Source organism: Phenylobacterium sp., assembly GCF_035475775.1.
Taxonomy (GTDB): domain Bacteria; phylum Pseudomonadota; class Alphaproteobacteria; order Caulobacterales; family Caulobacteraceae; genus Phenylobacterium.
In genome coordinates, this window is sequence record NZ_DATIMC010000018.1 from 1 (window position 1) to 26,636 (window position 26,636).

A 26,636-nucleotide genomic window follows, 5' to 3' on the forward strand; every position below is an offset into this window, starting at 1 on the left:
CGCCGCGAGCGATCCGTGGCTGACGCCCGAGGGCATCGCCATCCGCAGCGCCTACGGCCCCGAGGACATCGACGGCTTGCCGGCGATGGGCGGCTTCCCGGGCCTGGCCCCGTTCGTGCGCGGCCCCTACCCGACCATGTATCTGACCAATCCGTGGACAATCCGCCAGTATGCGGGCTTCTCCACGGCCGAGGACTCCAACGCCTTCTACCGCCGCAACCTGGCGTCCGGGCAGATGGGCCTCTCCATCGCCTTCGACCTGGCCACCCACCGCGGCTATGACAGCGACCATCCGCGGGTGCGCGGCGACGTCGGCATGGCCGGCGTGGCTATCGACTCGATCCTCGACATGCGGACCCTGTTCAGCGGCATCCCGCTCGACAAGATGAGCGTGTCGATGACCATGAACGGCGCCGTGCTGCCGATTCTGGCGCTCTACATCGTCGCCGCCGAGGAGCAGGGCGTGCCGCATGCGGCCCTGCAGGGGACCATCCAGAACGACATCCTCAAGGAGTTCCTGGTCCGCAACACCTACATCTACCCGCCCGACCCCTCGATGCGGATCGTCTCGGACATCTTCGCCTACACGTCGAAGGAAATGCCGAGGTTCAACTCGATCTCGATCAGCGGCTACCACATGCAGGAGGCCGGGGCGACGCTCGACCTGGAGCTCGCCTACACGCTGGCCGACGGCATCGACTACGTCCGCGCCGGCGTGGCCGCCGGCCTGCCGGTCGACAGCTTCGCGCCGCGCCTGTCGTTCTTCTGGAACGCCGGCATGAACGCCTTCATGGAGATCGCCAAGCAGCGGGCCGCGCGCCTCCTGTGGGCCAGGCTGATGAAGGAGACCTTCGACCCGAAGGACGCCCGCTCGCTCAGCCTGCGGGCGCACACCCAGACCTCCGGCTGGAGCCTCGCGGCGCACGACGTCTTCAACAACGTGGCGCGCACCGCCATAGAGGCCATGGCGGCGGTGGGCGGCCAGACCCAGAGCCTGCACACCAACTCGCTGGACGAAGCCCTGGCCCTGCCGACGGACTTCTCCGCCCGCATCTCGCGCAACACCCAGCTCTTCCTGCAGCTCGAGAGCGGCCAGACGCGGGTGATCGATCCCTGGGGCGGCGCCTATTACGTCGAGCGGCTGACCGCCGACCTCGCCGCCCGCGCCCTGACCCACATCGCCGAGGTGGAGGCGCTGGGCGGCATGGCCAGGGCGATCGAGGACGGCCTGCCCAAGCGCCGCATCGAGGAGGCTTCGGCCCGCACCCAGGCGCGCATCGATTCCGGCCAGCAGGCGGTGGTGGGCGTCAACCGCTATCGCTCGGCAGGCGCCGACGAGATCCCGGTCTTGAAGGTCGACAACAGCGCGGTGCGCGAACGGCAGCTCGCGAAGCTGAAGCAGCTCAAGTCGGAGCGCGATCCCGAGGCGGTCCGCGAGGCGCTGGAGCGGCTGACGCGCGGCGCCGCCGGGAACGGCAACCTCTTGGAGCTGTCGGTGAACGCCGCCCGCGCCAAGGCCACCGTCGGCGAGATCTCCGAGGCGCTGGAGCGGATGTTCGGCCGGCACAAGGCGCACGCCGATGCGGTGAAGGGCGTCTATCTGCGGGAATCCGGCGAGACCCCAGCGGCCAGCCGCGCCAGGCAGATGGTCAAGGCCTTCGAAGCCGCCGACGGCCGCAAGCCCAAGGTGCTGGTCGCCAAGATGGGCCAGGACGGCCACGACCGCGGCCAGAAGGTGGTCGCCTCGGGCATGGCCGATCTGGGCTTCGAGGTGGTCATCGGCGACCTCTTCCAGACGCCCGCGGAAACCGCCGCCCAGGCCGTGGCCGACAAGGTCCACGCGGTGGGCGCCTCCTCGCTCGCCGCCGGGCATCTCACCCTGGTGCCGGAGCTCAAGGCCGAGCTCGCCCGGCTCGGCCGCCCGGACATCATGGTCGTGGTGGGCGGGGTCATTCCGCCGGAGGACTTCAAGGCGCTGCAGGAGATGGGCGTGGCGGCGATCTTCACGCCGGGCGCGGTGATCCCGGAGAGCGCGATCGTCCTCTTGGAACGCCTCAACGAGCGCCTCGGCTACGCCCAGGACCAGGCGGCGCAGTAGCAACGCGCCGCGGCCGAACGTTGATCGGCGAGCCGGACGGCGCTAAGCTGCCCCGACGTCGCTCATGCCACGGGGGGCGCACATGATCACAAGACGGATCGCGTTCGCGGCCCTGGCGGCCGTGTCCGTCGCGCCTGCAGAGGCCGCCGCGCGGAGCGTCCGCGGCCGCCCGGCGGGGCCTCGCGACCTCCAAGGCTTCTGGACGAATCTCTCCGGCACGCCACTCGAACGGCCGCGCGAGTTTGCGACGCTGGCCATCGCCGAGGGCGAGGCCGCGCCCTACGACGCCCGTCGGCGGAAGGTCGTCATCGCCGTCCCGGGCGACGACGTCGGCCAGGACGGCGCGGAGTGGTTCACGCCGCCCGCTCCGCTGATGCGCATCGGCGGCCAGGCGCGTACGTCGGTCATCGTCGATCCGGCCGACGGCAAGCTGCCGTACAGTCCGGCCGGCCGGCGCGCGCTTGGGGCGGCGCTTCAGCAGATGTCCGACTTCAGCGGACCGGAGACCCGCACGAGCTTCGAGCGCTGCCTCATCGGATTTTCGACGCCCGCTGACGCCCCCATGCTGTATGCGGCCCAGACCTCGGGCGGGTACCAGTTCGTCCAGACTCAGGACCACCTGGTGATCCGCGCCGAGGCCAACCACGACGTTCGCATTGTGAGCCTCCAACCCGACTCCACCCCAATGGTCCTCCATCCCTGGATGGGCGTCTCCATCGGCGGGTGGGAAGGCGCCACCCTGGTGGTGGAGACCTCGCGCTTCAACGAGCAAGAGAGCCTGCGCTCGCTTCCCGAGCTGCTGTATCTCTCCGCCGGGGCCCGCGTCGTCGAGCGGTTCACCCGCACCTCGCCCGGAGAGATCCTCTACGACTTCACCGTCGACGACCCGGCCGCCTTCACGCGCCCCTGGCGCGGCGAGGCGGTGTTTCGTTCCGATCCGCAGCCGATCTACGAATACGCCTGCCACGAAGGGAACTATGCGCTGACCAACGAGCTCGCCGGCGCACGCCGGATCGAGCAGGACGCCGCCGCCAAGTGAGGACGATCCGGGCGATCCTCCTGCCGACCGCGCGGCTGGGCCTCACCGGCTGCATCGCCGTGGACGCGCGCGGCGGCCCGGTGCAGGGCTTCTCATGTCACGCCGACGACACCCGCCAGAACGTCGCCGAGATGGTTCGGCCGCAACATCGGCCAGCAGGTCGGGGTCAGCGACGCGGACTTCGCCCGCTTCCTCGAGGAGGTCGTGACGCCGCGGTTTCCCGATCGCGTGGCCGTCCAGGAATCTCATGGCCGCTGTCTCTTCAACGGCGTGCAGTATCGCGAGCCCGGCGAGATCGTGACCCTCATCCTGCGCCGCCCTGAAGATCGGGCGAAGCTCGCCGAGATCGCCGGCGCCTACGAGCGCCGCTTCCGCCAGGGCGCGGTGCTGATCATGGTCCATCCGGCCTGCGTCCAGGTCCACATGGCCAAGCCCGCGTCCTGACAAGACAGCGGCGGCGGAAGCGCCACCCGCCGCCGCTGCCCCGGCTACCCGAGCGCCGCTAGCGGCGGTCGTCCTTGTGCTGCTGTTCGTAGGTGCGGGTGTGGTGATGCACCTGGCCCTTGTCGTCGCGGTATTCGCGTTCCTTGAGGCTCTCCTGCTCGCTCTTCGAGGCGCTGCGGGATGCGCCGTCGCGCCCGTCGGCGGCGCGGTTCTCCTTGCCGTCGGACGAACTGCCCTTGGTGTGCGGCCAGGGCTCCTGAGAGTCCTTGTGGCCGTGCCGTCCCGTGCCTTGCTGACCGGTCGCCATGATGCATCTCCTGCTGTTGGGAAATGTGGCGTCGAGAACCGGAGACGGCGAGCCAAGTTCCAGCTAGAGAACTAAGAAATCCGTTGTTGCTCAGTTGGTTAGCTTGGCTTAGAAGATCGTTTCACGATCTAACGGCACAATCCGTCCCAGGGCCCGGAACAGGCGCCCCACGCCGCCGGTTGCAAGCTCGCGGCGGGGGCCGACAGCACAAGCGGTCATCAGTGAAGAGGTCCAGCGATGTTCATCCTTCCCGAGCTTCCCTACGGCTATGACGCGCTCGCGCCGACGATGTCGGCGGACACGCTCCGGTTCCACCACGACAAGCACCACAAGGCCTATGTGGAGAAGACCAACAAGCTCGCCGGCGAGGCGGGGCTGGAGGGACGCGCGCTGGAGGACGTGGTGCGAGAGGCGCGCCGGCGCAGCGATGCGGCGCTGTTCAACAATGCGGCCCAGGCCTGGAACCATGCCTTCTTCTGGACCTGCATGACCCCGCAGAGGGCCCGGCCGTCGGGCGCGCTCGCGCAAGCGATCGACCAGGCGTTCGGCGCCCTGGAGGCCTTCAAGACGGCGTTCGTCCAGGAAGGCGCCGGGCACTTCGGCTCCGGCTGGGTGTGGCTGGTGACCGGCTCGGACGGCCTGAAGGTGGTCGCCACCCACGACGCCGACGACATCCTGGTGCGCGAGGGGCTGTTCCCGCTGCTGGTCTGCGACCTCTGGGAGCACGCCTACTACCTCGACTACAAGAACGACCGGCCCGGATTCCTGAACCGCTGGTTCGACAACATCGCCAACTGGGCGTTCGCCGAGCGGCAGCTGGCCGCCGCCAACGGCCAGGGCCAGGGCTTCCGCTATCCGTCCGAAGCCGAGCCCGAAGGCCGCCGCAGTCCGGACATCGGGGAATCGCGACCGACGGCCTGATCGGCGCTAGAATGGGCCGCGTCGGGGCCTGAGCGGAGCCGTTCGGATGCTCGACTTCCCCTACGCCCGTCACCGGATGGTGGAGCGGCAGGTCGCCGCCCGCGGCGTCCACGACAGCCATGTCCTGGAGGCCATGGGCGCGGTGCCGCGCGAGGCCTTCGTGCCGAACGGCATGGAGGAGTTCGCCTATGAGGACACGCCGCTGCCCATCGAGGCGGGCCAGACCATCTCGCAGCCGTTCATCGTCGGCCTGATGGTCCAGGCGGCTCGCATCCGGCCCGGCGAGCGGGTGCTGGAGGTGGGCGCGGGCTCGGGCTACGCCGCCGCCGTGATGAGCCGCATCGCCGAGGCGGTCTATGCGATCGAGCGGCACGAGGCGCTCACCCGCCTGGCGCAGGGCCGGCTCGATCGGCTGGGCTACCACAACGTGCATCTGAAGACCGGCGACGGCACGCGCGGCTGGCCGGAGGCGGCCCCCTTCGACGCCATCCTGGCCGCCGCGGGCGGGCCCGCCGTCCCGCAGGCCCTGAAGGACCAGCTGGCGATCGGCGGGCGCCTGGTGATGCCGATCGGCCCCGAGCCGCGCCAGCAGCGGCTGATCAAGCTGACGCGGACCGGAGAAGACGCGTTTTCCGAGGAGGACCTCGGCGAGGTCGCCTTCGTGCCGCTGATCGGCGAGCAGGGCTGGCCCTCGGAGACGACCGCGCCGCCGCCCGCCCCGGAACCGCGCAGCTTTCGCGAGCCGGCTCGTCCGGCGTCTATTCCCGAGATGATCCGGCAGGCGGCGGAGCCCCTGCCCGATCCCGACGATCCCGCCTTCGGCGCGCTGTTCGACCGCTTCGCCGCCGCCCGGGTCGTGCTGCTCGGCGAGGCGAGCCACGGGACCTCGGAGTTCTACCGGGCGCGGGCCGCCATCACCCGCCGTCTGGTCGAGCGGCACGGCTTCCGGATCGTCGCCGTCGAGGCCGACTGGCCCGACGCCGCCCATCTCGACCGCTACGTCCGCGACCTGCCCGCCCGCACGCACGACGAGCCGCCGTTCCGCCGCTTCCCCACCTGGATGTGGCGCAACACCGACGTGGAGGTCTTCATCGGGTCACTGCGCGAATGGAACCTCAGGCAGCCGGCGCAGGACCGCTGCGGCTTCTACGGGCTCGACCTCTACAACCTCTCGGCCTCGATCCGGGCCGTGCTCGACTATCTGGACCGCGTGGATCCGGAGGCCGGCAAGATCGCGCGCGCCCGCTATGGCTGTCTGACGCCCTGGGCCAAGGAGCCGCAGACCTACGGCCGCCTCGCGCTCTCCTCGGGCTATCGCGCCTGCGAGGAGGGCGTCGTGAACACCCTGCGGGACCTGCTTCAGAAGAAGGGCGACTACGCCTTCGCCGATGGCGAGCGGTTCCTCGACGCGGCGGGCAATGCGCGGCTGGTGAAGAACGCCGAGGCCTACTACCGGGCCATGTACTACGGCTCGGCCGAGAGCTGGAACCTGCGCGACACCCACATGTTCGAGACGCTCTGCAGCCTGCTCGACGCCAAGGGCCCGAACGCCAAGGCGGTGGTCTGGGCGCACAACTCGCACATCGGCGACGCCTCCAAGACCGAGATGGGCATCGAGCGCGAGGAGTTGAACATCGGCCAGCTCTGCCGCGAGCGGTTCGGCCTCCAGGCCGCCCTGCTCGGCTTGGGGACGCATTCGGGCACGGTGGCCTGCGCGGACGACTGGGACGCCCCGATGCAGGTCAAGGCGGTGAACCCCTCGCTGGAGGCCTCCTACGAGCGCATGGCCCACGACGCCGGCGTGGGGCGGTTCCTGCTGGACCTGCGCGACGGCGTGCACGACCGGCTTCGCCATCGGCTGCTGAACCCGCGGCTGGAACGGTTCATCGGCGTGATCTACCGGCCGGAGACGGAGCGCTGGAGCCATTACGCGGCCTGCTCGCTGCCGCAGCAGTTCGACGCCTACGTCTGGTTCGACGAGACGAGCGCGGTGACGCCGCTGGTCACCAGACCGCGTGCGGGCGCCGAGGAGACCTATCCCTTCGGATTGTGACCCGCGCGGGCCGGAACCGCCCCCGTCGGGCTGCGGTTGAGGCGCCGAACGCCGGGGGACGCCATCAGCTCAACGGAGGCATAGATGAACATCTCGGAATGCATGACCCGCGACGTCGAGCTCGCCCGGCCGGACATGTCGCTGCGCGAAGCGGCGAAGCTGATGGCCGAGTGCGACTGCGGCGCCGTGCCGGTCGGCGACAACGACCGCCTGGTCGGCATGGTCACCGACCGCGACATGGCGATCCGTGGGCTCGCCCAGGGCAAGGGACCGGACACGCGGGTGAGCGAGGTCATGAGCCGGGAGATCCGCTACTGCTTCGATGACGACGACGCCGACGACGTGCTGGAGATGATGGGCGAGCAGCAGATCCGCCGCATGCCGGTGCTGAACCGCGACAAGCGCCTGGTCGGCATCGTCTCGCTCGGCGACCTCTCCCGCGAGCACGAGCCGCGGCGGGCCGGCGAAGCCCTGTCCGGCATCTCCCGCGAGGGCGGCCAGCACTCGCAGACCGCCCACTGAGCGCAGGCTCGCCGAGCGCTGGTGGGGACACCGGGACTCGAACCCGGACGGGCGTAGCCCGAGCGATTTTAAGTCGCTTGCGTCTGCCAGTTCCGCCATGTCCCCGCCGGCTCAAGGCTTATCCGCGCAAGCCCCCCGGGTCGAGGCCCGGCCGCGGGCTGCATTGGGCCTTGGAAGCTCGGCGGCGCGGGAACATGCTGCGCGCCCTCTCGTCTAAGGGATCGCGGAGAGCGAGATCATGGCGGCGCAAGCGGAAGTCAGTGGGCCGGACCTGGCGCAGGGCGTGGAAATCGGCCAGCTCGCCGAGGGCCAGCCGCTGCTCGGCCACGTCGGCGACGATCCGGTGATGGTCGTCCGGCAGGGCCGGGACATCTTCGCCGTCGACGCGACCTGCACCCATTACGGCGGACCCCTCGCCGAGGGGCTGGTGGTCGGCGACACCGTGCGCTGCCCCTGGCATCACGCCTGCTTCAGCCTGCGGACGGGGCAGATGCTGCGCGCCCCGGCGCTCAATCCGATCGGTTGCTGGGCGGTCGAGCGCGACGGCGATCTCGTCCGCGTCCGCGAGAAGCGCGAGCCCGCGCCCGCGCCGAGGCGGACGCCCGCCGGCGGCGAGCCGGATTCCATCGTGGTCGTGGGCGGCGGCGCGGCGGGCGCAGTTGCGGTGGAGACGCTCCGTCACGAAGGCTACGCCGGACGGATCACGCTGCTGAGCGCCGACGCCTCGGTTCCGGTGGATCGTCCGAACCTCTCGAAGGACTACCTTGCCGGCAGCGCGCCGGAAGACTGGATTCCGCTGCGCAGCAAGGACTTCTACGCCGAGATCGGGGTCGAGCTGCACCTCGAGACCCATGTGAGCTCCCTCGACACCAACGCCCGGACGCTCGAGACCCGCGACGGGCGCCGCTTCGCCTATGACGCCCTGCTGCTCGCCACGGGGGCCGAGCCGGTCCGCCTGCCGCTGCCCGGCGGCGACAGGCCCCAGGTGCATTACCTGCGCACTCTCGCCGACAGCCGCTCGATCATCCAGGCGGCCGAGACCGCCAGGAAGGCGGTCGTGCTGGGCGCCAGCTTCATCGGCCTCGAAGTCGCCGCCTCGCTGCGGACGCGCGGCCTGGAGGTGCACGTGGTCGCGCCCGAGACGATTCCCATGGAGCGGGTGCTCGGGCGGGATGTCGGCGAGTTCGTCCGCAAGCTGCACCAGGACAAGGGCGTGATCTTCCACCTCGGCAAGACCGCCCAGGAAATCCAGGACCAGCAGGTGCTGTTGCCGGATGCGGAGACCATCGCCGCCGACCTGGTGGTGATCGGCGTCGGCGTCCGGCCCGACGTGGCGCTGGCGGAGCGCGCCGGGCTCGCGCTCGATCGCGGCGTCGTCGTGGACGAATTCCTGCAGACCAGCGCGCCGGGGGTGTTCGCGGCCGGCGACCTCGCCCGCTGGCCGGACCCGCATACCGGCGAGCGCATCCGCGTCGAGCATTGGGTGGTCGCCGAGCGCCAGGGCCAGACCGCCGCGCGCAACATGCTGGGGCGCCGCGAACGCTTCGACGCCGTCCCGTTCTTCTGGAGCCAGCACTACGAGACGCCGATCAACTACGTCGGCCACGCCGAGCGCTGGGACGAAGTCCGCATCGACGGCGATCTCGCCGCGGGCGACTGCCGGATCGACTACCGCCTGGGCGGCCGCACGCTGGCGGTGGCCACCATCGGCCGCGACCTGGCGAACCTGGAGGCCGAGCTCGCTCTGGAAAGAGGTTCGATTTAAGCTCGAACCAGCCGAACCCGCGTCCCGCAGAGCACGACGTTCCCGTCGGCGTCCAGGCAGCCGCGCGCCTGGGCGCGGGCGCGCACGGCCTCGGGGTCGCGCACCGCGACGTCGAAGCATCCCAGCCCCTCGCCGCGGCCGTCCTCGAGCGGCGTGAAGCGGATCTCGCCGCCGTCCACGCCGATGCGCCAGCCGCCCTCCATCCGCTCGCGCGGCCGGTCCAGCACCGCAGCCCACTTCGCCGCGACCCCATCCGGGTCGGGCGACTGGATCTCGCAGCCGCGGATCTCGGCCGCCACGTCGGTCTTCACATGCTCGCGCCAGCTCGGGCCGCCCCACTCCCAGCGCGCCTGCGGCTCCATGGCGTCGATGGAGACGATCGCGCCCGGCACGTCCTTCGGATGCAGGTGGGTGAAGGAGGCGCCGTTGCGGTCCGCCTGGTCGGCGATCCGCACGCCCTCGGCGGCGATCCGCGCGCGGGCCCTGGCGAGGTCGTCGGTCTGGAAGATGGCCATGTAGCCGCCATCGCCGCCGCGCTTGTCCAGCAGCCGCCCGGCCGTGGTCCCCGCCTCCCTGGGCGAGACCACCTCCAGGAAGGTGTCGCCGATCGGCCAGACCTGGTTCTTGAGCCCGTACTTGCCGACGCCCGGATCGTCGTAGGCCTCGCCGAGACCCAGCACCGCGACGATATCCGCGCGGATCGCGTCGAGGTCCTGGCCGACGAGCGCGATCTGCCGAAGCCGCATCATGTCCGCTTCCCCTGCGTGAGCCCTTCTACGGGCCGAGCTTGCGGCCTATCACTCTAGAGGAGCAACGCCGCAAGGAAACCAGCCATGGGCAAGATCGACACCGGGACCAACGACCTGCTCGCCGACCTCGACGCCGGCGTGCTCACCCTCACCCTCAACCGCCCCGAGGCGCGCAACGCCATGAGCGGCGAAATGAACGACGCGCTCGCCGCCCGGCTCGCCTGGGCGGAGCTCGCGCCGGAGGTCAAGGTCGTGGTGCTGACCGGCGCCGGCAAGGGCTTCTGCGCCGGCGGCGACGTGAAGGGCATGGACAGCCGCAACACCGGCTCCGGCCAGCCGGTCTCCATCGACCAGGCGATCCACAACCAGCGGGTCAACCAGCGCGCCACGGCGGGCAAGCTGTTCAGCATGCCGAAGCCGACGCTGGCCGCCCTGCCGGGCGCGGCGGCCGGCGCGGGGCTGTCGCTGGCCCTCGCCTGCGACCTGCGGATCATGGCCTCCACCGCGATCATGACCACCGCCTTCGCCCGGGTCGGCTTCTCCGGCGACTACGGCGGGACCTATTTCCTCACCCAGCTGGTCGGCTCGGCGAAGGCGCGCGAGCTCTACTTCCTTTCGGAGCGGGTCAGCGCCGAGGAGGCGCTGCGGCTTGGGCTCGCCAACTGGGTCGTGGAGCCCGATGAGCTGCAGGCCAGGACGCGGGAGATCGCCGGCCGCCTGGCGGCCGGACCGACCGTCGCCTACCGCTACATGAAGGAGAACCTCAACCGGGCCATGGCCGGCGAGGTGGACGACTGCCTGGACCTCGAGGCCACCCACCACGTCCATTGCGGCCAGACCGCCGACCACAAGGAGGCCGCGCGCGCCTTCGTGGAGAAACGCGAGCCGGTGTTCGCCGGCCGCTAGGCGCTCGCGGGTGAGCGGCCTCGCCTTCGTCGGCTGCGACGGCGCGCCGGCGCGCGTGCGGACGGCCGCTGCGAGCCGTCCGAATCCGGCGCGCCTGGAGGGCGGCCCGCGACGCGTCATCGACGTCCACGCCCATTGCGCCTTCCCGGACGCCATGGCGCTGATGGGCCTCCGCTATCCGGCCCACGAGCACCCGGGCCTGCCGCAGGTTCTCAAGGTCCACGAGGACCAGATCCCCGCCCGGCTCACGGCGATGGACGCCCAGGGGATCGACATGCAGGTGCTGTCGATCAACCCGTTCTGGTACCGCGCCGAGCCGGATCTGGCGCGCCAGGTGGTGCGAACACAGAACGAGGGGCTCGCCGAGGTCGTGGCCCGCCACCCCGACCGCTTCGCCGCGCTCGCGAGTGTGGCTCTGCAGCATCCACAGCTCGCGGCCGAGCAGCTGGAGCACGCGGTCCGCACGCTCGGCCTGAAGGGCGCGATGATCGGCGGCAGCGTCGAGGGCCGCGAGCTCGCCGATCCGGCGTTCGATCCGTTGTGGGCCAAGGCGCAAGACCTCGGCGCGCTGGTCTTCATCCATCCGCAGGGCGTGCCCGAGCTCGCGAAGCGGCTCTCCGGCAGCGGCGGGCTCGGCAACGTGATCGGCAATCCGCTGGAGACCACCATCGCGCTGTCGCACCTGATCTTCGAGGGGACCCTCGACCGCTTCCCCGGCCTGAAGATCCTGGCGGCTCACGGCGGCGGGTACCTGCCCTCCTACGCCGCGCGCTCCGACGCCGGCATTCGCACCTTCCCCGGGACCTACGCCACGCCCCTGAAGAAGCCGCCGACCGCCTACCTGAGGGACCTCTATTACGACACCCTCGTCTTCACGCCGGAAGCGCTGCGCCACCTTGCCGCCGAGGTGGGGGCGGACCGGCTGATGCTGGGCACGGACTTCCCCTATCCGTGGACCGATCGGGCCGTGGAGCACATCTGCGAGACGCCGGGCCTCGCCGAGGCGGAACGGGCCTCCATGCTGGGCGACCTCGCCGCAAAGCTGCTGGGGATCGCGGTCGTTTCCTAGACCCGCAGGTCGACCTTCATCGGGCCCAGCACCTCGGCCGTGTGCTCGCCGAGCAGCGGGGCGGGCCGGCGGAGCGCCGGGCGGCGGCCGTCGTAGGTCCAGGGCGAATTGGCCATCAGGTGACGGCCCACGTAGCGGCGCTCCATGTGGTCCCAGAAGCCGCCCGCCAGGAGCTGCGGGTCGCGGGCGAGGCTGGAGGCGCGCTGCACCGGCGCGGCCGGCACGCCTTCCGCCTGCAGCCGGGCGGCGGCCTCCTGCGGCGTCTTCAGCACGGCCCAGGCGGCGATCTCGCCCTCGATCCGGTCGGCGAGCGCGGCGCGGCCGGGCAGCAGCGCGAGCCTGGGATCGGCCAGCCAGTCGTCGCGGCCGAGCGCCCGGCAGAGGCCATCCCACGCGTCTTCGCCATCCACCGCCAGCGAGACCCATTCGTCCTCGCCCTCGCAGCCCGCCACATAGACCGGCGACATGCGGGGGCGGCGGTTGCCGGTCCGCGGGACCGGGGCGCGCGAAAGCTGCTCGGCGACGATCGCGTCGGCGCCGAACTGGAACAGGCAGGCGGTCTGGGCGAGATCGATCTCCGCCCCGCCGAGCCGGCCGCGGGCGTGCAGGGCGGCCAGGATCGAGGCCGCCGCATAGAGCCCGGCCAGAGGGTCGCCGTAGGCCACGTGCTGCAGGCAGGGCGCCCAGCCTGCCTCGCCGTTCATGTAGGGCAGTCCCGAGGCCTGCTCGACCGTCGAGCCGTAGGCCCGAAGGCCCGAGAGCGGGCCGCCATTGCCGAACGCCGGCATGGAGACGCTGATCAGGCCGGGCTTCAGCCGGCGCTGCTCGGCCTGGCCCAGCCCCAGCTTGTCCATCACGCCGGCCGCGAAGTTCTCCAGCGTCACGTCGGCCTGCGCGACCAGCGCCTTGGCGGCGGCGAGCCCGTCCGGCTGCGTCAGGTCCAGCGCGATCCCGCGCTTGTTGACGTTGACGCAGAAGAAGTTGTGGCGAAGCTCGATGAGCGGCGGATCGCCGCCCTCGTCTGGCTCCCAGCCGCGCCACCAGTCGGGGTGGGTCTCGGACTCGACCTTGATGACGTCGGCGCCGAGGTCGGCCAGCGTTCGGCCGCAGATCGGCCCCGCCCAGCCCATGCCGAAATCGATCACCTTCAGGCCGGCCAGCGGCCCGTCCGCGCCGCCCGAGCGGACCGGCTGGGGCGCGCCGTCGAACGTCATCCGGAACGGCAGCGCAGGGCCCTCGACGCCGGTCTCGTCGAAGGCCGCGAAGCTGCCCCGCTCCCGCCAATGCGCCATCTGCGGCAGCTCGGAGGGGCGCGGCATGGGCGTGGTGGGCACGCGGGCCCTGTCGCCGAGCGCCACCCACTCATCGGTGGTCCGGGTCAGGAAGTCCGGGGCGATCAGCGCGTCCACCTCGTCGGCCAGCAGCAGCCGATCGATGGTGGTGGCGAAGCGCGGGTCCTCGGCGAGATCGGGCCGCCCGAGCATGTCGACGGTGAGCGCCCGCCATTGCGCGGGGATCAGGGCCGTCACCCCGACCCAGGCGTCCGCGGTGCGGTAGCTGGTGCAGGGATAGGTCGGCGCGAACCGGTTGACGCCCCAGCGGTGCGAGACGACGCCCTCGACGTTCGCGCTCATCGCCCCGGTCTCGGTGAAGCACATCGCGGCCTCGAAGACGTTGACCTCGATGCGCGACGGGCGGCGGGGTTTCGGCAGCAGCAGGGCGGCGGCCGCCGCGTTGAAGGCCGTGAGCCCCGCGGTGAGCTGCGGGCCGTGGCCCTGGGCCAGGACCGGCGGGCCATCCACCGGCCCAAAGGCGTAGGCCAGCCCGACGAGGGCGGAGACGATCTCGTCGGTCGCCCGCCATTCCGCATAGGGCCCCTGCGGCGCGAACCAGGTCAGGTTGAGACGGGTGGCGGGCTCCGGAAGCTCACCGACCCGCACCTCGGCCGCGGCCAGTCCGGCGCGGTCCTGGCCGCAAATCACCAGGTCGACAGCGCCATCCGGGCCGTCGGCGCGCCGCTTGCCGGCGTCCAGCCAGCGGCCGTAGGCCTCGCCCGCCGCGCCCGCATAGCCCAGGCGCACGTCGCCTGCGACGGGGATCAAGCTGGTCACCTCGGCCCCGAGCTGGGCGAACAGCCGGCCGCAGTAGCGGACCGCGACCTCGCCCGAAACCTCCAGGATGCGCAAACCTTGCAGCGGCGGCTCCATGCTCTCCTCGCCTCAATCGGCCGGCGCCAGCAGGCCCTGGAAGAACGGCCGCACGTAATGATCGGCGGCGGCCTGCGGCGTGAGCCCCGGGGCGAAGTCGTGCAGCTCGGCGGCGGCGTTGATCATGGCGGTGATCATCTGGGCGGCGACGTTGACATCGATGGGGCGGATCGAGCCGTCGCCGATGCCGTCGGAGATGATCGCGGCGAACCGGTGCGAGATGCGGTCGAACTTCGCCATGAGTTCGGGCTGCAGGGCTTCGGGCACGGTGGTGATGGCCGAGGTGCGCAGCAGGGGCGCGGCCCCGCACAGCTGGTATTCGACCAGGGCCGCGGACAGCGAGACCAGCACCTCCAGCGCCGAGCCGCCGGCCGCCTCCGCCGCCCGGATCGCCCGCCACATGATGTCGAAGGCCCGTTGGAAGCAGGCCATCACCAGTTCGTCCTTGGTCTCGTTGTGATGATAGAAGGCGCCCTTCGAGACCTTCAGGCGTGACGAGATCCGCTCCACCGAGGCGCCATGGTAGCCCTGGGCGTTGATCAGCTCGGTCGCCGCCCGCAGGAACAGCTCGGAGGAGGTCTCCGCCGAGGGATCGTCGGCGTGGGTGAGATCGAGCGGCCGGCGGCGCGGCCAGGGCTCGTCGCGGGCGGCCAGTCCGTCGCAGAGGATGGCCGTCATCCGCGCGGCGGCCCGCGGATAATCGGCGAGCTCGAAGTCCTTCAGCCAGGCCACCGCCCAGAACACTTCCGACAGCAGGAGGTGCGTGCGGGCGTTGCGGTGCAGCCGGGGCAGCGGCGCGCCGCCGGCGTCGCCCAGCAGCTCGCGCGTCCGGCGGAACATGGCCTCGTAGGGGCCGTTCACGGCCGCCGAGTTGAGCGCCCGGACGTCGTTGAAGACCGCGATCGTCTCGGCCTCGCCGGCCGCGCAGGCGCGCCTGAAGGCGAAGAAGGCGCCGACGAAGGCCGAGATCCGCCCGCGCGCCGTGCGTTCGGCGAGGCCGGCGGCGATCAGCGCCTCGTAGCGCGCGATCGCCTGCAGGAAGCAGGCCGCCGCCAGCTCCTCCTTGTTGCGGAAGTAGTAGATGACCCCGGTCGGCACGAGGTCGAGCCTGGCGGCCACCTCGCCCAGCGTCATGCCGCGCAGGCCCTTGCGGTTCAGCTCCTCCACGGCCGAGGCCAGGATCGCCTTGCGGCGCGCCTCGAAGCGCCGCGTCGGCGTGCGGACAGCCGCGGGCAGGCCCGTCGCCTCGCCATCGGCTGCTACGATCATCGAGCCTCCCAAGCTCCGGCGCCGCGCCGGCGCACCCGCCGGCACTCTAGAGCGAGGTTCTGCCGCTACGGAAGCCCTTGAGTCCGTCGGCCGCGCGCCGCCGTCGCGATTTGAGGCGCCGGTCTGGATCGGAAGCCGGGCGGCGGCGCCTCAGCTCGCCTCGACCTCGCGCACGTTGGCGATCCCGGCCGCCTTCAGGACGCCGACCAGCTCGGCGACCGTGGCCTCGATCTCCGCGGGGTCGCGGCCCCTGAGCACCAGGTTCGAACCGTAGCCCTCCTGGCCGTAGAACGGATAGCTGCCGAGCGACATGGCCGGATGCGCCCTGGCGACCGCCTCCAGGGGCGCGGCGATCGCGCCCTCGCCCGAGCCCTCCACCCGCACGGTGCGCGAGATGGTGACGGCGCCCGGCCGCATCCGGGGGCCCACGTCCTGCAGCATGCCACGCATGATCGCCGGCACGCCGGCCAGCACGAAGACGTTGCCGATGGTGAAGCCGGGCGGCCCCTGCACCGGGTTCTTGACCAGCGCGCCGCCCTTCGGCACCCGCGCCATGCGCCGCCGCGCGGGATTGAGCTCCCCCGCCCAGCGGGCCTGCATCATGGCCAGGATCTCCGGGTGCTCCTCCAGCTCGACCCCGAAAGCCGCCGCGACCGCATCGGCGGTGATGTCGTCGTGGGTGGGGCCGATGCCGCCGGTCGTGACGACGTAGTCGTAGCGGGCGCGCAGGGCGTTCAGCGCGTCCACGATCTCCGGCAGGATGTCGGGGACCACGCGGGCCTCGGCGAGGTCGATCCCGAAGGTTCCGAGGTAGCGGGCGATGTCGCGCAGGTTGGTGTCCTGGGTGCGCCCGGAGAGGATCTCGTCGCCGATGATCAGCACCGCGGCCGTGACCCGCTCAGCTGCGCCGCTCGCCATCCTCGCCGCCCTCGCCCAGGTCTGCCCGCTCACCCCGACCGAGTAACGCCGCACGCCGGCACTCTGCAACCGCCGCGCGGCCGATGAGCCCCCGGACTGCAAGTTGATGAAGACAAGCGCGGCCGCGCCCGGCATGGTCCGGCCGAGGATCGGACGTGGGGGAATGCATGCGCAGGTCGAGCTGGCTCGGGATGGCCTTGGCGGTGTCGCTGACGGCCGGGGGCGCCCAGGCGGCGAGCGCGCCGGAGATCGGAACGACGGGCATCGACCCCGGCAACATCGATCACAACGTGCGGCCCGGCGATGACTTCTGGGGCTATGTGAACGGCGGCTGGGCGCGGGCCCAGACCATCCCGCCCGATCGCTCCTACTGGGGCGACGCCGCGCGGCTGAGAGAGCAGAGCGCCGCACGCGTGCGGGAAATCCTCGAGGGCGCCAAGGCCGCCGCCACCCCCGAAGCCCGAAAGATGGGCGCATTCTACGCCGCCTACATGGACGAGGCCGCCGTAGAGGCGAAGGGAATCGCACCGCTGCGCCCGGATCTGGCGCGCATCGCGGCGCTGAAGACCCCAGCCGACATTGCGCGGTTCATGGCGGATTTCGAGCGGCGGCAGCCGCTGACCGCGGCGATCGGCAGCCAATCGGTGTTCCCGATCTCGCCGGGCGTCGGCGCCGACCTGAAGGACCCCACCCGCAACACCTTCGGCCTCGGCCAGGGTGGGCTCGGCCTGCCTGACCGAGAGTACTACCTCTCCGCCGACCCCAAGATGGCGACCGCGCGCGAGGCCTACCGCGTCTACCTGACCCGCCTGTTCACCCTGACCGGCTTCGCCCAGGCGGAGATGCGCGCCGATCGGGTGATGGCGTTCGAGACCGAGCTCGCCAAGGGTCACTGGACCCGGGCCGACCTGCGGGACTTCGACAAGACCTACAATCCGATGAGCGAGGCGCAGCTCGCGGCCATGGCGCCCGGCTTCGACTGGTCCGGCTACCTCCGGGGGCTGGGCGTGCCGGGGATCGATCCGATCATCGTCGGCCAGCCGACGGCGATGAGCGCCTTCGCCAAGCTGGCCTCGGCCACGCCAGTCCAGACCTGGCGCGATTATCTGGCCGCGCGCGTCGCGAACGCCGAGGCGCCGTATCTGACCAAGGCGTTCGTGGACGCGGACTTCGAGTTCCACGGCAAGGCGCTGTCCGGCGTGCCCGAGCTGCGCGCGCGCTGGAAGCGGGCGGTCGACCTGATGAACCTGTGCATGGGAGATGCGATCGGCCGCGAGTATGCCCGGCGTTATTTCCCGCCGCAGGCCAAAGCCCAGGTCGAGGCCATGATCGGCGAGATCAAGACGGCTTTCGCCCACCGGATCGACCAGCTCACCTGGATGGCGCCGGAGACCAAGCTTCGCGCCAAGGCCAAGCTGGCGGCTCTGAAGGTGGAGGTGGGCTATCCGGACACCTGGCGCAGCTACGCTGCGCTGAAGGTTCTGCGGGGGGACCTGTACGGCGACGTGAGCCGGTCGGGCGCCTTCGAAGAGGCTTACCAGTTCGACAAGCTGAAGCGGCCGGTGGACCGCTCCGAGTGGGGCTTCACGACCGAGCCGCAGACCGTCAACGCCTTCAACTACGGCAACCTCCTGAAGCTGGCCTTCCCGGCCGGCTATGTGGCGCCGCCCTATTTCGATCCCGCGGCCGACCCGGCCGTGAACTATGGCGGCATCGGCTCGACCATCGGCCACGAGATCAGCCACAGCTTCGACGACCAGGGCGCCAAGCTCGACGAGCGCGGGCGGCTGATCACCTGGTGGACGCCCGCCGACGCCCAGGCGTTCCAGGCCTCCACCACCGCGCTGGCCGACCAGTTCAGCGCCTACCAGCCCTTGGCCGGCGTGCACGAGAAGGGCCGTCTGACGCTGGGCGAGAACACCGGCGACCTCGGCGGGCTGGTGGCGGCGCTCGACGCCTATCACGCCTCGCTCAAGGGCCGAGCCGCGCCGGTGATCGACGGACTGACCGGGGACCAGCGGTTCTTCATCGCCTACGCCCAGGCGCACCGCTGGATCTATCGCGAGAACTTCCTGCGCCAGTTGCTCGCCACCGACCCACACGGCGCCGACCCCTACCGCGCCGACACCGTGCGCAACATCGACGCCTGGTACGCCGCATTCGACGTGAAGCCCGGGGACAAGCTCTACCTCGCACCCGATCGGCGCGTGCGGATCTGGTGAGCCGCCAGGCGGGCGCATGGAGTTCCCCTCGCCGCTGCTGCCCGGGCGCCTGCTGCGCCGCTACAAGCGCTTCTTCGCCGACGTCGTGCTGGAGGACGGGACGGCGCTCACCGCCCACTGCCCGAACCCCGGCGCGATGCTGGGGCTGAACGCACCCGGCCTCCCCTGCTGGATCTCGCGGTCGGACGATCCCAAGCGCAAGCTCGCCTACACCCTCGAGCTCGTGGAGGCCGACGGCGGGCTGGTCGGGATCAACACCCTGCACCCCAACCGGCTGGTCGCCGAGGCGCTGGCCGGGGGCGCGATCCCCGAGCTTGCCGGCTACCGGACGCATCGCCGCGAAGTCCGCCACGGGGCGAACTCCCGCGTCGATTTCCTGCTCGAAGCGCCCGGCCGGCCGCCCTGCTGGCTGGAGGTCAAGAACGTGCACCTGATGCGCACGCCACGGCTCGCCGAATTCCCCGATTGCGTGGCCGCGCGCTCGCTGAAGCATCTGCGCGAGCTGGCGGCCGTGGCGCGCGAGGGCGACCGCGCGGTCGTGCTGTTCGTGGTGCAGCGCACCGACTGCGACGCGTTCAGCGCCTGCCATGAGCTCGATCCCGCGTTCGCGCGCGGCCTCGAGCAGGCCGCCCGGGCCGGAGTCGAGGTGCTGGTCTGCGCCTGCGACGTCGCCCCGACGGGCGTTGCAATCCGCCGCCGGCTCGAATGGCGGCGGAGAGGCGGATGAACCCGCCGCGACGGCGCTCGCGGCGGAGAGCCGGCGTCCGTCAGGCCATGCTAGGCTCGCCGGACGTGCGGGGGCGAACGCGATGGATGAGACCGAGGAGCTGATCCAGCTTTGCGTGCGCGCCCTCGTCGCCCAGATGACCGCGGCGCCCGGGATCGAGCTGCACATGACGCGGAACTGCGTCCTGGGCCTCACCGACGAGCCCCTGGCCGACTTCAACAGGCTGATCCTGGGCGCCGACCCGGACGCCGAGGGCTTCCTCGTGCGGTCCATCGCGCGGGCCAAGGAACGCGATCGGCCGCTCACCGCCACGATGAGCCCCCGCGTGGCGGACGCCCTCGCGCCGGTGGCGACGCGGCTGGGTTTCACCGCCGTGGGCGCTGCGCCGCTCATGGTGCTGCGCCCGGACGTCCCCGTGCGGCCGAGCCGCCGCACGAACACCGTCCGCGCGCTCGGTCCCGAGCTGGTCGGCATCGCAGGCGATCTGATCGCCGCCGCCTTCGACACGCCGCGTGACGTGATCGCCAGGTGCATCGATGTCGTCATGACCGAGACCGCGGGCGTGGAGACCTACATCGCCTGGGGCGACCAGGGCCCGATGTGCACGGTCTCCGTGACCCCGACCGGCGCCACGGCGGCGATCTCGCTGATGGCGACGCCGCCCGAGCACCAGCGCAAGGGCATGGGCCGCGCCCTGCTGAGCCAGGTGATCGCCGACTACCGGCGCCGCGGAGTGAATCGCTTCCACCTCGGCGCGACCGACGCCGGCCGGCCGCTCTACGCAAGCCTCGGCTTCGAACGGGTCGCCGACCTCTCCGTCTGGGTCCTGGAGCCGCTGCGCCGTTGAACTCTTGGCCAGGCGTTGTCACATAGGCTTTCCGAATCAGCAGCGGGCGCGGGCCCGCGGAGCAGCTCATGGCTTCCACCGACCTCCTCGACGCCGATCACCGCACCGGCCGCATCAAGCTTCACAGGCCCGAGGACTTCGAGGGCATGCGGCGCGCCGGCCGGCTGGCGGCCGAGTGCCTCGACCTGCTGGTCGCGCACGTGGTTCCCGGCGCGGTCACCGACGACCTCGACCGCCTGGCCCGCGAGTTCATCCTGGACCACGGCGCGCTGCCGGCCTGCCTGGGGTACCGCGGCTACACCAAGACGCTGTGCATCAGCCCCAACCACATCGTCTGCCACGGCATCCCCGGCGAGCGGGTGCTGCGCGAAGGCGACATCGCCAACATCGACGTCACCGTCATCGTCGACGGCTGGCATGGCGACACCAGCCGGATGTACGGCGTCGGCCAGGTGGCGCCGCGCGCCAAGCGTCTGGTCGAGGTGACCTATGAGGCGCTGGAGCGCGGGCTGGCGGTCGTGAAGCCCGGCGCCACGACCGGCGACATCGGCCACGCCATCCAGGCCTATGTCGAGAGCATGCGCTGCTCGGTGGTGCGCGATTTCTGCGGCCACGGCGTCGGCCGGGTGTTCCACGACGCCCCCAACATCCTGCACTTCGGCCAGCCGGGCGCGGGCGAGGTGCTGAGACCGGGCATGTTCTTCACCATCGAGCCGATGGTGAACCTGGGCAAGCACCCGGTGAAGCTGCTCGCCGACGGCTGGACCGCCGTCACCCGCGACAAGTCGCTGTCCGCGCAGTGCGAGCATTCGGTGGGCGTGACCGAGACCGGCTACGAGGTCTTCACCGTCTCGCCCACGGGCCTCTTCAAGCCGCCGATCCAGAGCGCCTGAGACCGGCCGTCCCAGGCGCATGTTCGACCACTGGGACAGCTTCTACCTGCTGGTGGGCGGCGCCGCCGGCGCCCTCATCGGCCTGCTGTTCATCGTCGCCACCCTGAACAAGGGGCTCGACGCCGACAGCGCGCTGCGCGGCGCCAGCGTCTACATGACCCCCATCGTCGTCCACCTGGGGCTGGTGCTGACGATCAGCGGCCTGGCGGCGGCGCCCGGGTTGACCCGCCAGGCGGACGGCCTGGTTCTGGCGCTCGCCACCGTCGTGGGCGTGATTTCCGCGGGCCGCGTGATCCTCCACCTGGCCGTCACGCGATTGCTCCGCGCCGCCCATTGGACCGACGTCTGGTGCTATGGCGCCCTGCCGCTGGGCGCCTACCTGGCGCTCGGGGCCTCGACGGCGGCGATCTGGCTGCGGCCCGACTGGGCGGCGCGCGGGGTGGCCGTGAGCCTCCTGGCGGTGCTGCTGATCGCCATCCGCAACGCCTGGGACCTGGTGACCTGGATCTCCGCCAAGGCCCCCGCCGCGCCGGCCGGCGAGACCCGCTGAGCCCGTCTCGTCGCAGCTTACGCTTTCCTCACTTGCCAGTGTCGCGCGAACCGGCTCACCTCTCCGCGACCTGGGGTGGGGCGGCCAATGCTTTCAATTCGCGACCTGACGCACGTCTATGCCAACGGCACGCGCGCGCTCGATGCGGTGAGCCTGGAGATCGGGGCCGGCATGTTCGGCCTCCTGGGCCCGAACGGCGCGGGCAAGTCCACCCTGATGCGCGCCGTCGCCACCCTGCAGACCCCCACCTCGGGGCAGATCCGCTTCGGCGACATCGACGTGATCGCCGAGCCGGAGAAGCTTCGCCGCACGCTCGGCTACCTGCCGCAGGACTTCGGCGTCTATCCGCGGGTCTCGGCCTACGACCTGCTCGACCACATGGCGGTGCTGAAGGGCGTCGCCGCGCGCGGCGAACGCAAGGAGACGGTCGAATCCCTGCTGCAGCAGGTGAACCTCTGGAGCGTGCGCAAGAAGGCGGTGGCCGGCTACTCCGGGGGCATGCGCCAGAGGTTCGGCATCGCCCAGGCGCTGATCGGCCGCCCGAGCCTGATCATCGTCGACGAGCCCACGGCCGGGCTCGACCCGGAGGAGCGCAACCGGTTCCTGAACCTGCTCGCCGAGATCGGCGAGAACATCGTGGTGATCCTCTCGACGCACATCGTCGAGGACGTCTCTGACCTCTGTCCGCGCATGGCGATCATCGCCGACGGCAGGATCGTGCGCGAGGGCTCCCCGGCCGCGCTGATCGAATCCCTGCGCGGCCGGATCTGGACCAAGACCATCGACAAGGCGGAGCTGGCCCCCATGCGCGCGGCGCATCGGGTGATCTCGACCCGGCTGTTCGCCGGCCGCACCGTGGTCCACGTGCTCGCCGACAGCTCGCCAGGCCCGGGCTTCACCGCTGTCTCCGGCGGGCTGGAGGACGTCTACTTCTCGACGCTTTCCGCCCGCCAGGCGGCCTGAGGCGCGAGCTCGGCCATGTTCTTCAAGATCGCGGGCTTCGAGTTCCGCTACCAGACCCGCAACCCGGTGTTCTGGGTCGCCGTCGTGCTGTTCACGCTGCTCTCGTTCGGGGCGGTCGCCTCCGAGAACGTGCAGATCGGCAACACCGCCAACATCCACAAGAACGCGCCGTGGGTGATCGCCCAGACCAGCCTGATCTTCGCGGTGATCTACATGTTCGTGACCACCGCCTTCGTGGCCAATGTGGTGATCCGCGACGACGAGACCGGGTTCGGCCCGATGGTGCGCGCCACGCGGGTCACGAAGTTCGACTACCTGTTCGGCCGCTTCACCGGGGCCTACCTGGCCGCCACCCTCTCGTTCCTCGCCGTGCCGCTCGGCATGTGGCTGGGCTCGCTGATGCCCTGGGTGGACCGCGAGACCCTGGGGCCCACCCTGCCCGGCGCCTACCTCTACGCCTTCGCCTGGTCGGCCAGCGTGCTGTTCCTCTCCTCGGCGATCTTCTTCGCGCTGGCCACCGTCACGCGCTCGATGATGTGGACCTATGTCGGCGTGGTCGCCTTCATCGTGCTGCGCTCGATCTTCGGGCTCCTCCTTTCGCGCCAGGGCCTCGAACAGACCGCGGCGGTCTGGGAGCCGAACGGCGTCTCGGCGTTCGCACTGGCCACCCGCTACTGGACGGCCAGCGAGCGCAACAGCCTGCTTCCGGCGATCCAGGGACTGATCCTCTGGAACCGCGTGATGTGGACCGCCATCGGCTTCGGCTTCCTGGGCCTGAGCTACTTCCTGTTCCAGTTCGAGACCGGCCGCGCCTCGAAGCGCCAGCGACGGGAGGCGAAGCTCGCGGCCGGCGCGGCCGAGGCCGCCGGCACGCCCCCGGGCAAGCCCCTCCCCTCGCCGCGCTTCAACGCCGCCACCGGCTGGGCGCAGCTCTGGGCGCGGACCCGGCTCGACATGGGCCAGGTGTTCAAGAGCCCCGCCTATTTCGTGCTGCTGGCGCTAGCGGCGCTGCTCTCGACGGTCAACCTGTGGCTCTCCACCGACGTGAGCCTCTATGGCGGGCGAACCTATCCGGTGACGCGGGTGATGATCGCGGCGCTGGGCGGCATCTTCTCGGCGATGGTGCTGATCATCGCCATCTACTACGCGGGCGAGCTGGTCTGGCGCGAGCGCGAGCGGCGGACCGCAGAGATCATCGACGCGACGGCGACCCCGGACTGGGCCTTCGTCGCCCCCAAGACGCTGGCGATCTCGCTGGTGCTGATCTCGACATTCGCGATCAGCGTGGTGGTCGCGGTGGTCATCCAGCTGATCAAGGGCTTCGGCGACCTGCAGCTCGGCGAATACCTGCTCTGGTGGCTGGTCCCGCAGTCGATCGACGCGATCCTGCTCGCCGCCCTGGCGATCTTCATCCAGGCCCTCAGCCCCAACAAGTTCATCGGCTGGGGCGTGATGGTGGTCTTCCTGATCTCCACCGTCGTGATGACCAGCCTGGGGCTGGAGCACAATCTCTACACCTACGGCGGCGGGCCGAACGTGCCGCTCTCCGACATGAACGGCCAGGGCCGCTTCTGGCAGGGGGCCTACTGGTTCCGGCTCTACTGGGCGGCGTTCGCGCTGATCCTGCTGACCCTCGCCTACGGTCTCTGGCGACGTGGGGCCGAGGCCCGGCTCGGGCCGCGGCTGCGGCGGCTGCCGGCGAGGCTCAAGGGCGGCGCAGGGGTTGTGCTGGGCGCGGCCGTCCTGGTGTTCGCGGCGAGCGGCGTCTTCATCTTCATCAACACCAACGTCTGGAACCCGTACCGCACCCATCTGGACGCCGAGCGCTTCCAGGCCGACGCCGAGAAGGCCCTGTGGCGCTACGCCTCGACGCCCGAGCCGACGATCGCCGCGGTGAAGCTCGACGTGCAGCTCTTCCCGCGCGCTCCGAAAGTCGCGACGACGGGAAGCTATGTAATCGAGAACCGGACCGGCGCGCCGCTCAGCGAGGCGCACATCGGCTTCCGCGACCGCGACCTGGAGGTGAGGTCGCTCACGATCGAGGGCGCCCACGCGGTCAAGCAGGTGAAGCCCTTCAGCTTCTGGATCTTCGCCTTCGACCGGCCCATGCAGCCGGGCGAGCGGCGGACCGTGAGGTTCGCGACCGTGCGCGAGCAGCGCGGCTTTTCCAACAGCGCCAACCTGACCCGGATCGTCCGCAACGGCTCGTTCATCAACGACACCGAAGTGACGCCCGGCTTCGGGTTCGACCGCAACGCCGTGCTCACCGACCGCACCAAGCGGCGCAAGTACGGCCTGCCGCCCGAGCGGCGGATGCCGAAGCTGGGCGATCCCACGGCGAACCGCTTCAGCTTCATCCGCCACGATTCCGACTGGGTGAGCTCGGATATCACGCTGACCACCGACGCCGACCAGATCCCGATCGCGCCGGGCTACAAGGTCTCCGAGGCGACCGCGAACGGCCGCCGCACCGCCCGCTTCGTGACCGAGACGCCGATCCTGCACTTCTTCTCGCTGCAGTCGGCCCGCTACGCCGTGAAGACGGTGAACCACAAGGGCGTGGCGATCAGCGTCTATTACGACCCCAAGCACCCCTGGAACGTCGATCGGATGATCAAGACGGGCGAGGCCGGGCTCGACTATTACCAGGCGAATTTCAGCCCCTATCAGTTCCGCCAGCTCCGTTTCCTGGAGTTCCCGGCCTTCCAGGGCAGCTTCGCCCAGTCGTTCGCAGGCACCGTGCCGTGGTCGGAGGGGCTGGTGTTCATCGCCGACGCCCGCGATCTCGAGAAGATCGACATGGTGACCTACGTCGGCGCCCATGAGCTCGGCCACCAATGGTGGGCCCACCAGGTGATCGGGGCCGACGAGCAGGGTTCGACCATGCTCGACGAGACGCTGGCCCAGTACTCGGCGCTGATGGTCATGAAGCACATGTACGGGCCGGACATGATCCGGAAGTTCCTGAAGTACGAGCTCGACTCCTACCTGCGCGCCCGCGGCGGCGAGGCGGTCGAGGAGTTGCCGCTCGAGCGGGTGGAGAACCAGCCCTACATCCACTACCGCAAGGGCTCGCTGGTCATGTACCTGCTGCAGGACCGGATCGGCGAGGACGCCGTCAACCGCGCGTTGCGCAAGTTCATCCACGACCACGCGTTCAAGGCCGCGCCCTATCCCACCGCGGCCGAGCTGGTGGCGGACTTCCGCGCCGAGGCGCCGCCCGACAAGCAGCAACTGATCACCGACCTGTTCGAGCGGATCACGCTCTATGACCTGAAGGCCAAGTCGGCGAGCTACCGCAGGCGTCCCGACGGCCGCTACGACGTGACGCTGACGCTGCAGGCCAAGAAGATGTACGCCAACGGCCAGGGCAAGGAGACCGAGGCGCCCCTGCGGGACGAGGTGTTCGACCTGGGCGTCTTCACCGCCGAGCCCGGCAAGAAGGGTTTCACACCCAAGGCTGTGCTGGCGTTCCAGACCGTGCCTGTCCACACCGGCCAGCAGACGGTGACGCTCACGGTGGCCAGGCTCCCGAAGTTCGCCGGCGTCGACCCCTACAACAAGGAGATCGACCGAAACTCCGACGACAACGTGGTGAAGGTGACGGCCGGCTGAACGGCGCGCGAATTCACGCGCGCGCCATGAAGGCGCCGCTCGCGGTGTCGAGCACGCCGCCGAGGTGCTTCAACTGCCAGCGCATGAACAGCCGGCCGAGGTGCAGACCGAGCAGCACCAGCATCGCCGCGTTGCCGTATAGCGTGAGCCACAGGTGGTTCGGCAAGGTTCCGGCGCTGACATTCTCGGCGAAACTGGCGAAGTTCATCAGCGTCCCGCCGCCGAACAGCACGGCCTGACTGGCGATCTCGGCGCTGCTTTCGAGCCGGCGGAGCGGGGTTCCCGGCGCGCGGTTCCGCATCGCCCTCAGGCGTCGAGCCATCAGGTGAAAGGTCAGGCCGGCGCCGGCGAGGATGATCAGGAATCCCACCCAGCGCGTCACCTCCATCCAGGGCATTCGCCATTCTCCTTGGCGGGTGAGGGTTCGCGAGGGGTCGCGCATTTCGCTTAATTTTGTCGGACATTACATTGTAAACTGGCGTTAATTTCGACAGCCGTCGGCGGGCGCGGCGGATCGGCCCACCGAGCCTCGCAGCCCGGCGAAGCCGCGGA

At 70.7% G+C, this 26,636-nt stretch carries 21 protein-coding genes, 1 tRNA gene and 1 pseudogene; 16 read left to right on the forward strand and 7 right to left on the reverse strand.

The window, feature by feature from the left end; translation table 11 throughout:
- The 3 genes and pseudogenes from scpA to VLI41_RS02205 all read left to right on the forward strand — a co-directional run.
- The coding region (gene scpA / locus VLI41_RS02195) for a methylmalonyl-CoA mutase (RefSeq protein WP_325266420.1) at positions 1-2,098 on the forward strand (2,098 nt) is incomplete at its 5' end.
- Positions 2,099-2,180: 82 nt separating this feature from the next.
- The gene (locus VLI41_RS02200) at positions 2,181-3,137 is read left to right on the forward strand and encodes a hypothetical protein (RefSeq protein WP_325266421.1); all 957 of its coding nucleotides are present in this window, start codon (positions 2,181-2,183) and stop codon (positions 3,135-3,137) included.
- 144 nt (positions 3,138-3,281) lie between these two features.
- Positions 3,282-3,581: pseudogene (locus tag VLI41_RS02205) on the forward strand (DUF3574 domain-containing protein); the annotation flags it as partial.
- Positions 3,582-3,639: 58 nt separating this feature from the next.
- On the opposite strand, the gene VLI41_RS02210 reads toward VLI41_RS02205, so the two are convergent.
- On the reverse strand, positions 3,640-3,888 hold the full coding sequence (locus VLI41_RS02210) for a hypothetical protein (RefSeq protein ID WP_325266422.1): 249 nt from the start codon (positions 3,886-3,888) through the stop codon (positions 3,640-3,642).
- 237 nt (positions 3,889-4,125) lie between these two features.
- Between VLI41_RS02210 and VLI41_RS02215 the strand changes: the two genes are divergently transcribed.
- From VLI41_RS02215 to VLI41_RS02225, 3 genes are all read left to right on the forward strand, one after another.
- The gene (locus VLI41_RS02215) at positions 4,126-4,809 is read left to right on the forward strand and encodes a superoxide dismutase (RefSeq protein ID WP_325266423.1); all 684 of its coding nucleotides are present in this window, start codon (positions 4,126-4,128) and stop codon (positions 4,807-4,809) included.
- Positions 4,810-4,855: 46 nt separating this feature from the next.
- Positions 4,856-6,862: a protein-L-isoaspartate(D-aspartate) O-methyltransferase gene (locus VLI41_RS02220; RefSeq protein ID WP_325266424.1), complete on the forward strand. Its 2,007-nt coding sequence runs from the start codon at positions 4,856-4,858 to the stop codon at positions 6,860-6,862.
- Between the two features lie 84 nt (positions 6,863-6,946).
- A complete protein-coding gene (locus VLI41_RS02225) occupies positions 6,947-7,384 on the forward strand; it encodes a CBS domain-containing protein (protein WP_325266425.1) in 438 nt (145 codons plus the stop codon).
- A gap of 19 nt (positions 7,385-7,403) precedes the next feature.
- Here the strand turns inward: VLI41_RS02225 and VLI41_RS02230 are convergent.
- Positions 7,404-7,489: transfer RNA gene (locus VLI41_RS02230), tRNA-Leu, on the reverse strand.
- 133 nt (positions 7,490-7,622) lie between these two features.
- Here VLI41_RS02230 and VLI41_RS02235 point away from each other — a divergent pair.
- A complete protein-coding gene (locus VLI41_RS02235) occupies positions 7,623-9,149 on the forward strand; it encodes an FAD-dependent oxidoreductase (RefSeq protein ID WP_325266426.1) in 1,527 nt (508 codons plus the stop codon).
- Here VLI41_RS02235 and VLI41_RS02240 read toward each other — a convergent pair.
- Positions 9,146-9,898, reverse strand: coding sequence for a VOC family protein (locus VLI41_RS02240; RefSeq protein WP_325266427.1), 753 nt, complete (start codon positions 9,896-9,898; stop codon positions 9,146-9,148). The genes VLI41_RS02235 and VLI41_RS02240 overlap by 4 nt on opposite strands.
- Positions 9,899-9,982: 84 nt before the next feature.
- Here VLI41_RS02240 and VLI41_RS02245 point away from each other — a divergent pair, with 84 nt between their 5' ends.
- Positions 9,983-10,804 (forward strand): enoyl-CoA hydratase, encoded by an 822-nt coding sequence (locus VLI41_RS02245; protein ID WP_325266428.1) that lies wholly within the window; start codon positions 9,983-9,985, stop codon positions 10,802-10,804.
- 10 nt (positions 10,805-10,814) lie between these two features.
- Positions 10,815-11,873 (forward strand): amidohydrolase family protein, encoded by a 1,059-nt coding sequence (locus tag VLI41_RS02250; RefSeq protein ID WP_325266429.1) that lies wholly within the window; start codon positions 10,815-10,817, stop codon positions 11,871-11,873.
- Here VLI41_RS02250 and VLI41_RS02255 read toward each other — a convergent pair.
- The 3 genes from VLI41_RS02255 to VLI41_RS02265 form a co-directional block, all read right to left on the reverse strand.
- Positions 11,870-14,080, reverse strand: a complete 2,211-nt coding sequence (locus VLI41_RS02255; protein ID WP_325266430.1) for a CaiB/BaiF CoA-transferase family protein — start codon at positions 14,078-14,080, stop codon at positions 11,870-11,872. The genes VLI41_RS02250 and VLI41_RS02255 overlap by 4 nt on opposite strands.
- A gap of 12 nt (positions 14,081-14,092) precedes the next feature.
- A complete protein-coding gene (locus VLI41_RS02260) occupies positions 14,093-15,349 on the reverse strand; it encodes a TetR/AcrR family transcriptional regulator (RefSeq protein WP_325266431.1) in 1,257 nt (418 codons plus the stop codon).
- A 150-nt stretch (positions 15,350-15,499) separates the two neighbouring features.
- Positions 15,500-16,267 carry a competence/damage-inducible protein A gene (locus tag VLI41_RS02265; protein WP_325266478.1) on the reverse strand — a complete coding sequence of 256 codons (768 nt, stop codon included), beginning with the start codon at positions 16,265-16,267 and terminating at the stop codon, positions 15,500-15,502.
- A 167-nt stretch (positions 16,268-16,434) separates the two neighbouring features.
- Here VLI41_RS02265 and VLI41_RS02270 point away from each other — a divergent pair, with 167 nt between their 5' ends.
- From VLI41_RS02270 to VLI41_RS02300, 7 genes are all read left to right on the forward strand, one after another.
- A complete protein-coding gene (locus VLI41_RS02270; protein WP_325266432.1) occupies positions 16,435-18,489 on the forward strand; it encodes a M13 family metallopeptidase in 2,055 nt (684 codons plus the stop codon).
- A 16-nt stretch (positions 18,490-18,505) separates the two neighbouring features.
- A complete protein-coding gene (gene sfsA, locus VLI41_RS02275) occupies positions 18,506-19,216 on the forward strand; it encodes a DNA/RNA nuclease SfsA (RefSeq protein ID WP_325266433.1) in 711 nt (236 codons plus the stop codon).
- Between the two features lie 82 nt (positions 19,217-19,298).
- Positions 19,299-20,063, forward strand: a complete 765-nt coding sequence (locus VLI41_RS02280; RefSeq protein WP_325266434.1) for a GNAT family N-acetyltransferase — start codon at positions 19,299-19,301, stop codon at positions 20,061-20,063.
- 68 nt (positions 20,064-20,131) lie between these two features.
- Complete coding sequence (map, locus tag VLI41_RS02285; protein WP_325266435.1) at positions 20,132-20,956, forward strand: type I methionyl aminopeptidase; 825 nt, start codon at positions 20,132-20,134, stop codon at positions 20,954-20,956.
- A gap of 19 nt (positions 20,957-20,975) precedes the next feature.
- Positions 20,976-21,506, forward strand: a complete 531-nt coding sequence (locus VLI41_RS02290) for a hypothetical protein (protein WP_325266436.1) — start codon at positions 20,976-20,978, stop codon at positions 21,504-21,506.
- A gap of 87 nt (positions 21,507-21,593) precedes the next feature.
- Entirely contained in the window at positions 21,594-22,469 is an 876-nt protein-coding gene (locus VLI41_RS02295; protein WP_325266437.1) for an ABC transporter ATP-binding protein, read from the forward strand.
- A 15-nt stretch (positions 22,470-22,484) separates the two neighbouring features.
- The gene (locus VLI41_RS02300) at positions 22,485-26,084 is read left to right on the forward strand and encodes an ABC transporter permease/M1 family aminopeptidase (protein ID WP_325266438.1); all 3,600 of its coding nucleotides are present in this window, start codon (positions 22,485-22,487) and stop codon (positions 26,082-26,084) included.
- A gap of 13 nt (positions 26,085-26,097) precedes the next feature.
- Here VLI41_RS02300 and VLI41_RS02305 read toward each other — a convergent pair whose 3' ends face one another.
- Complete coding sequence (locus tag VLI41_RS02305; RefSeq protein WP_325266439.1) at positions 26,098-26,472, reverse strand: hypothetical protein; 375 nt, start codon at positions 26,470-26,472, stop codon at positions 26,098-26,100.
- Between the last annotated feature and the right edge of the window lie 164 nt (positions 26,473-26,636).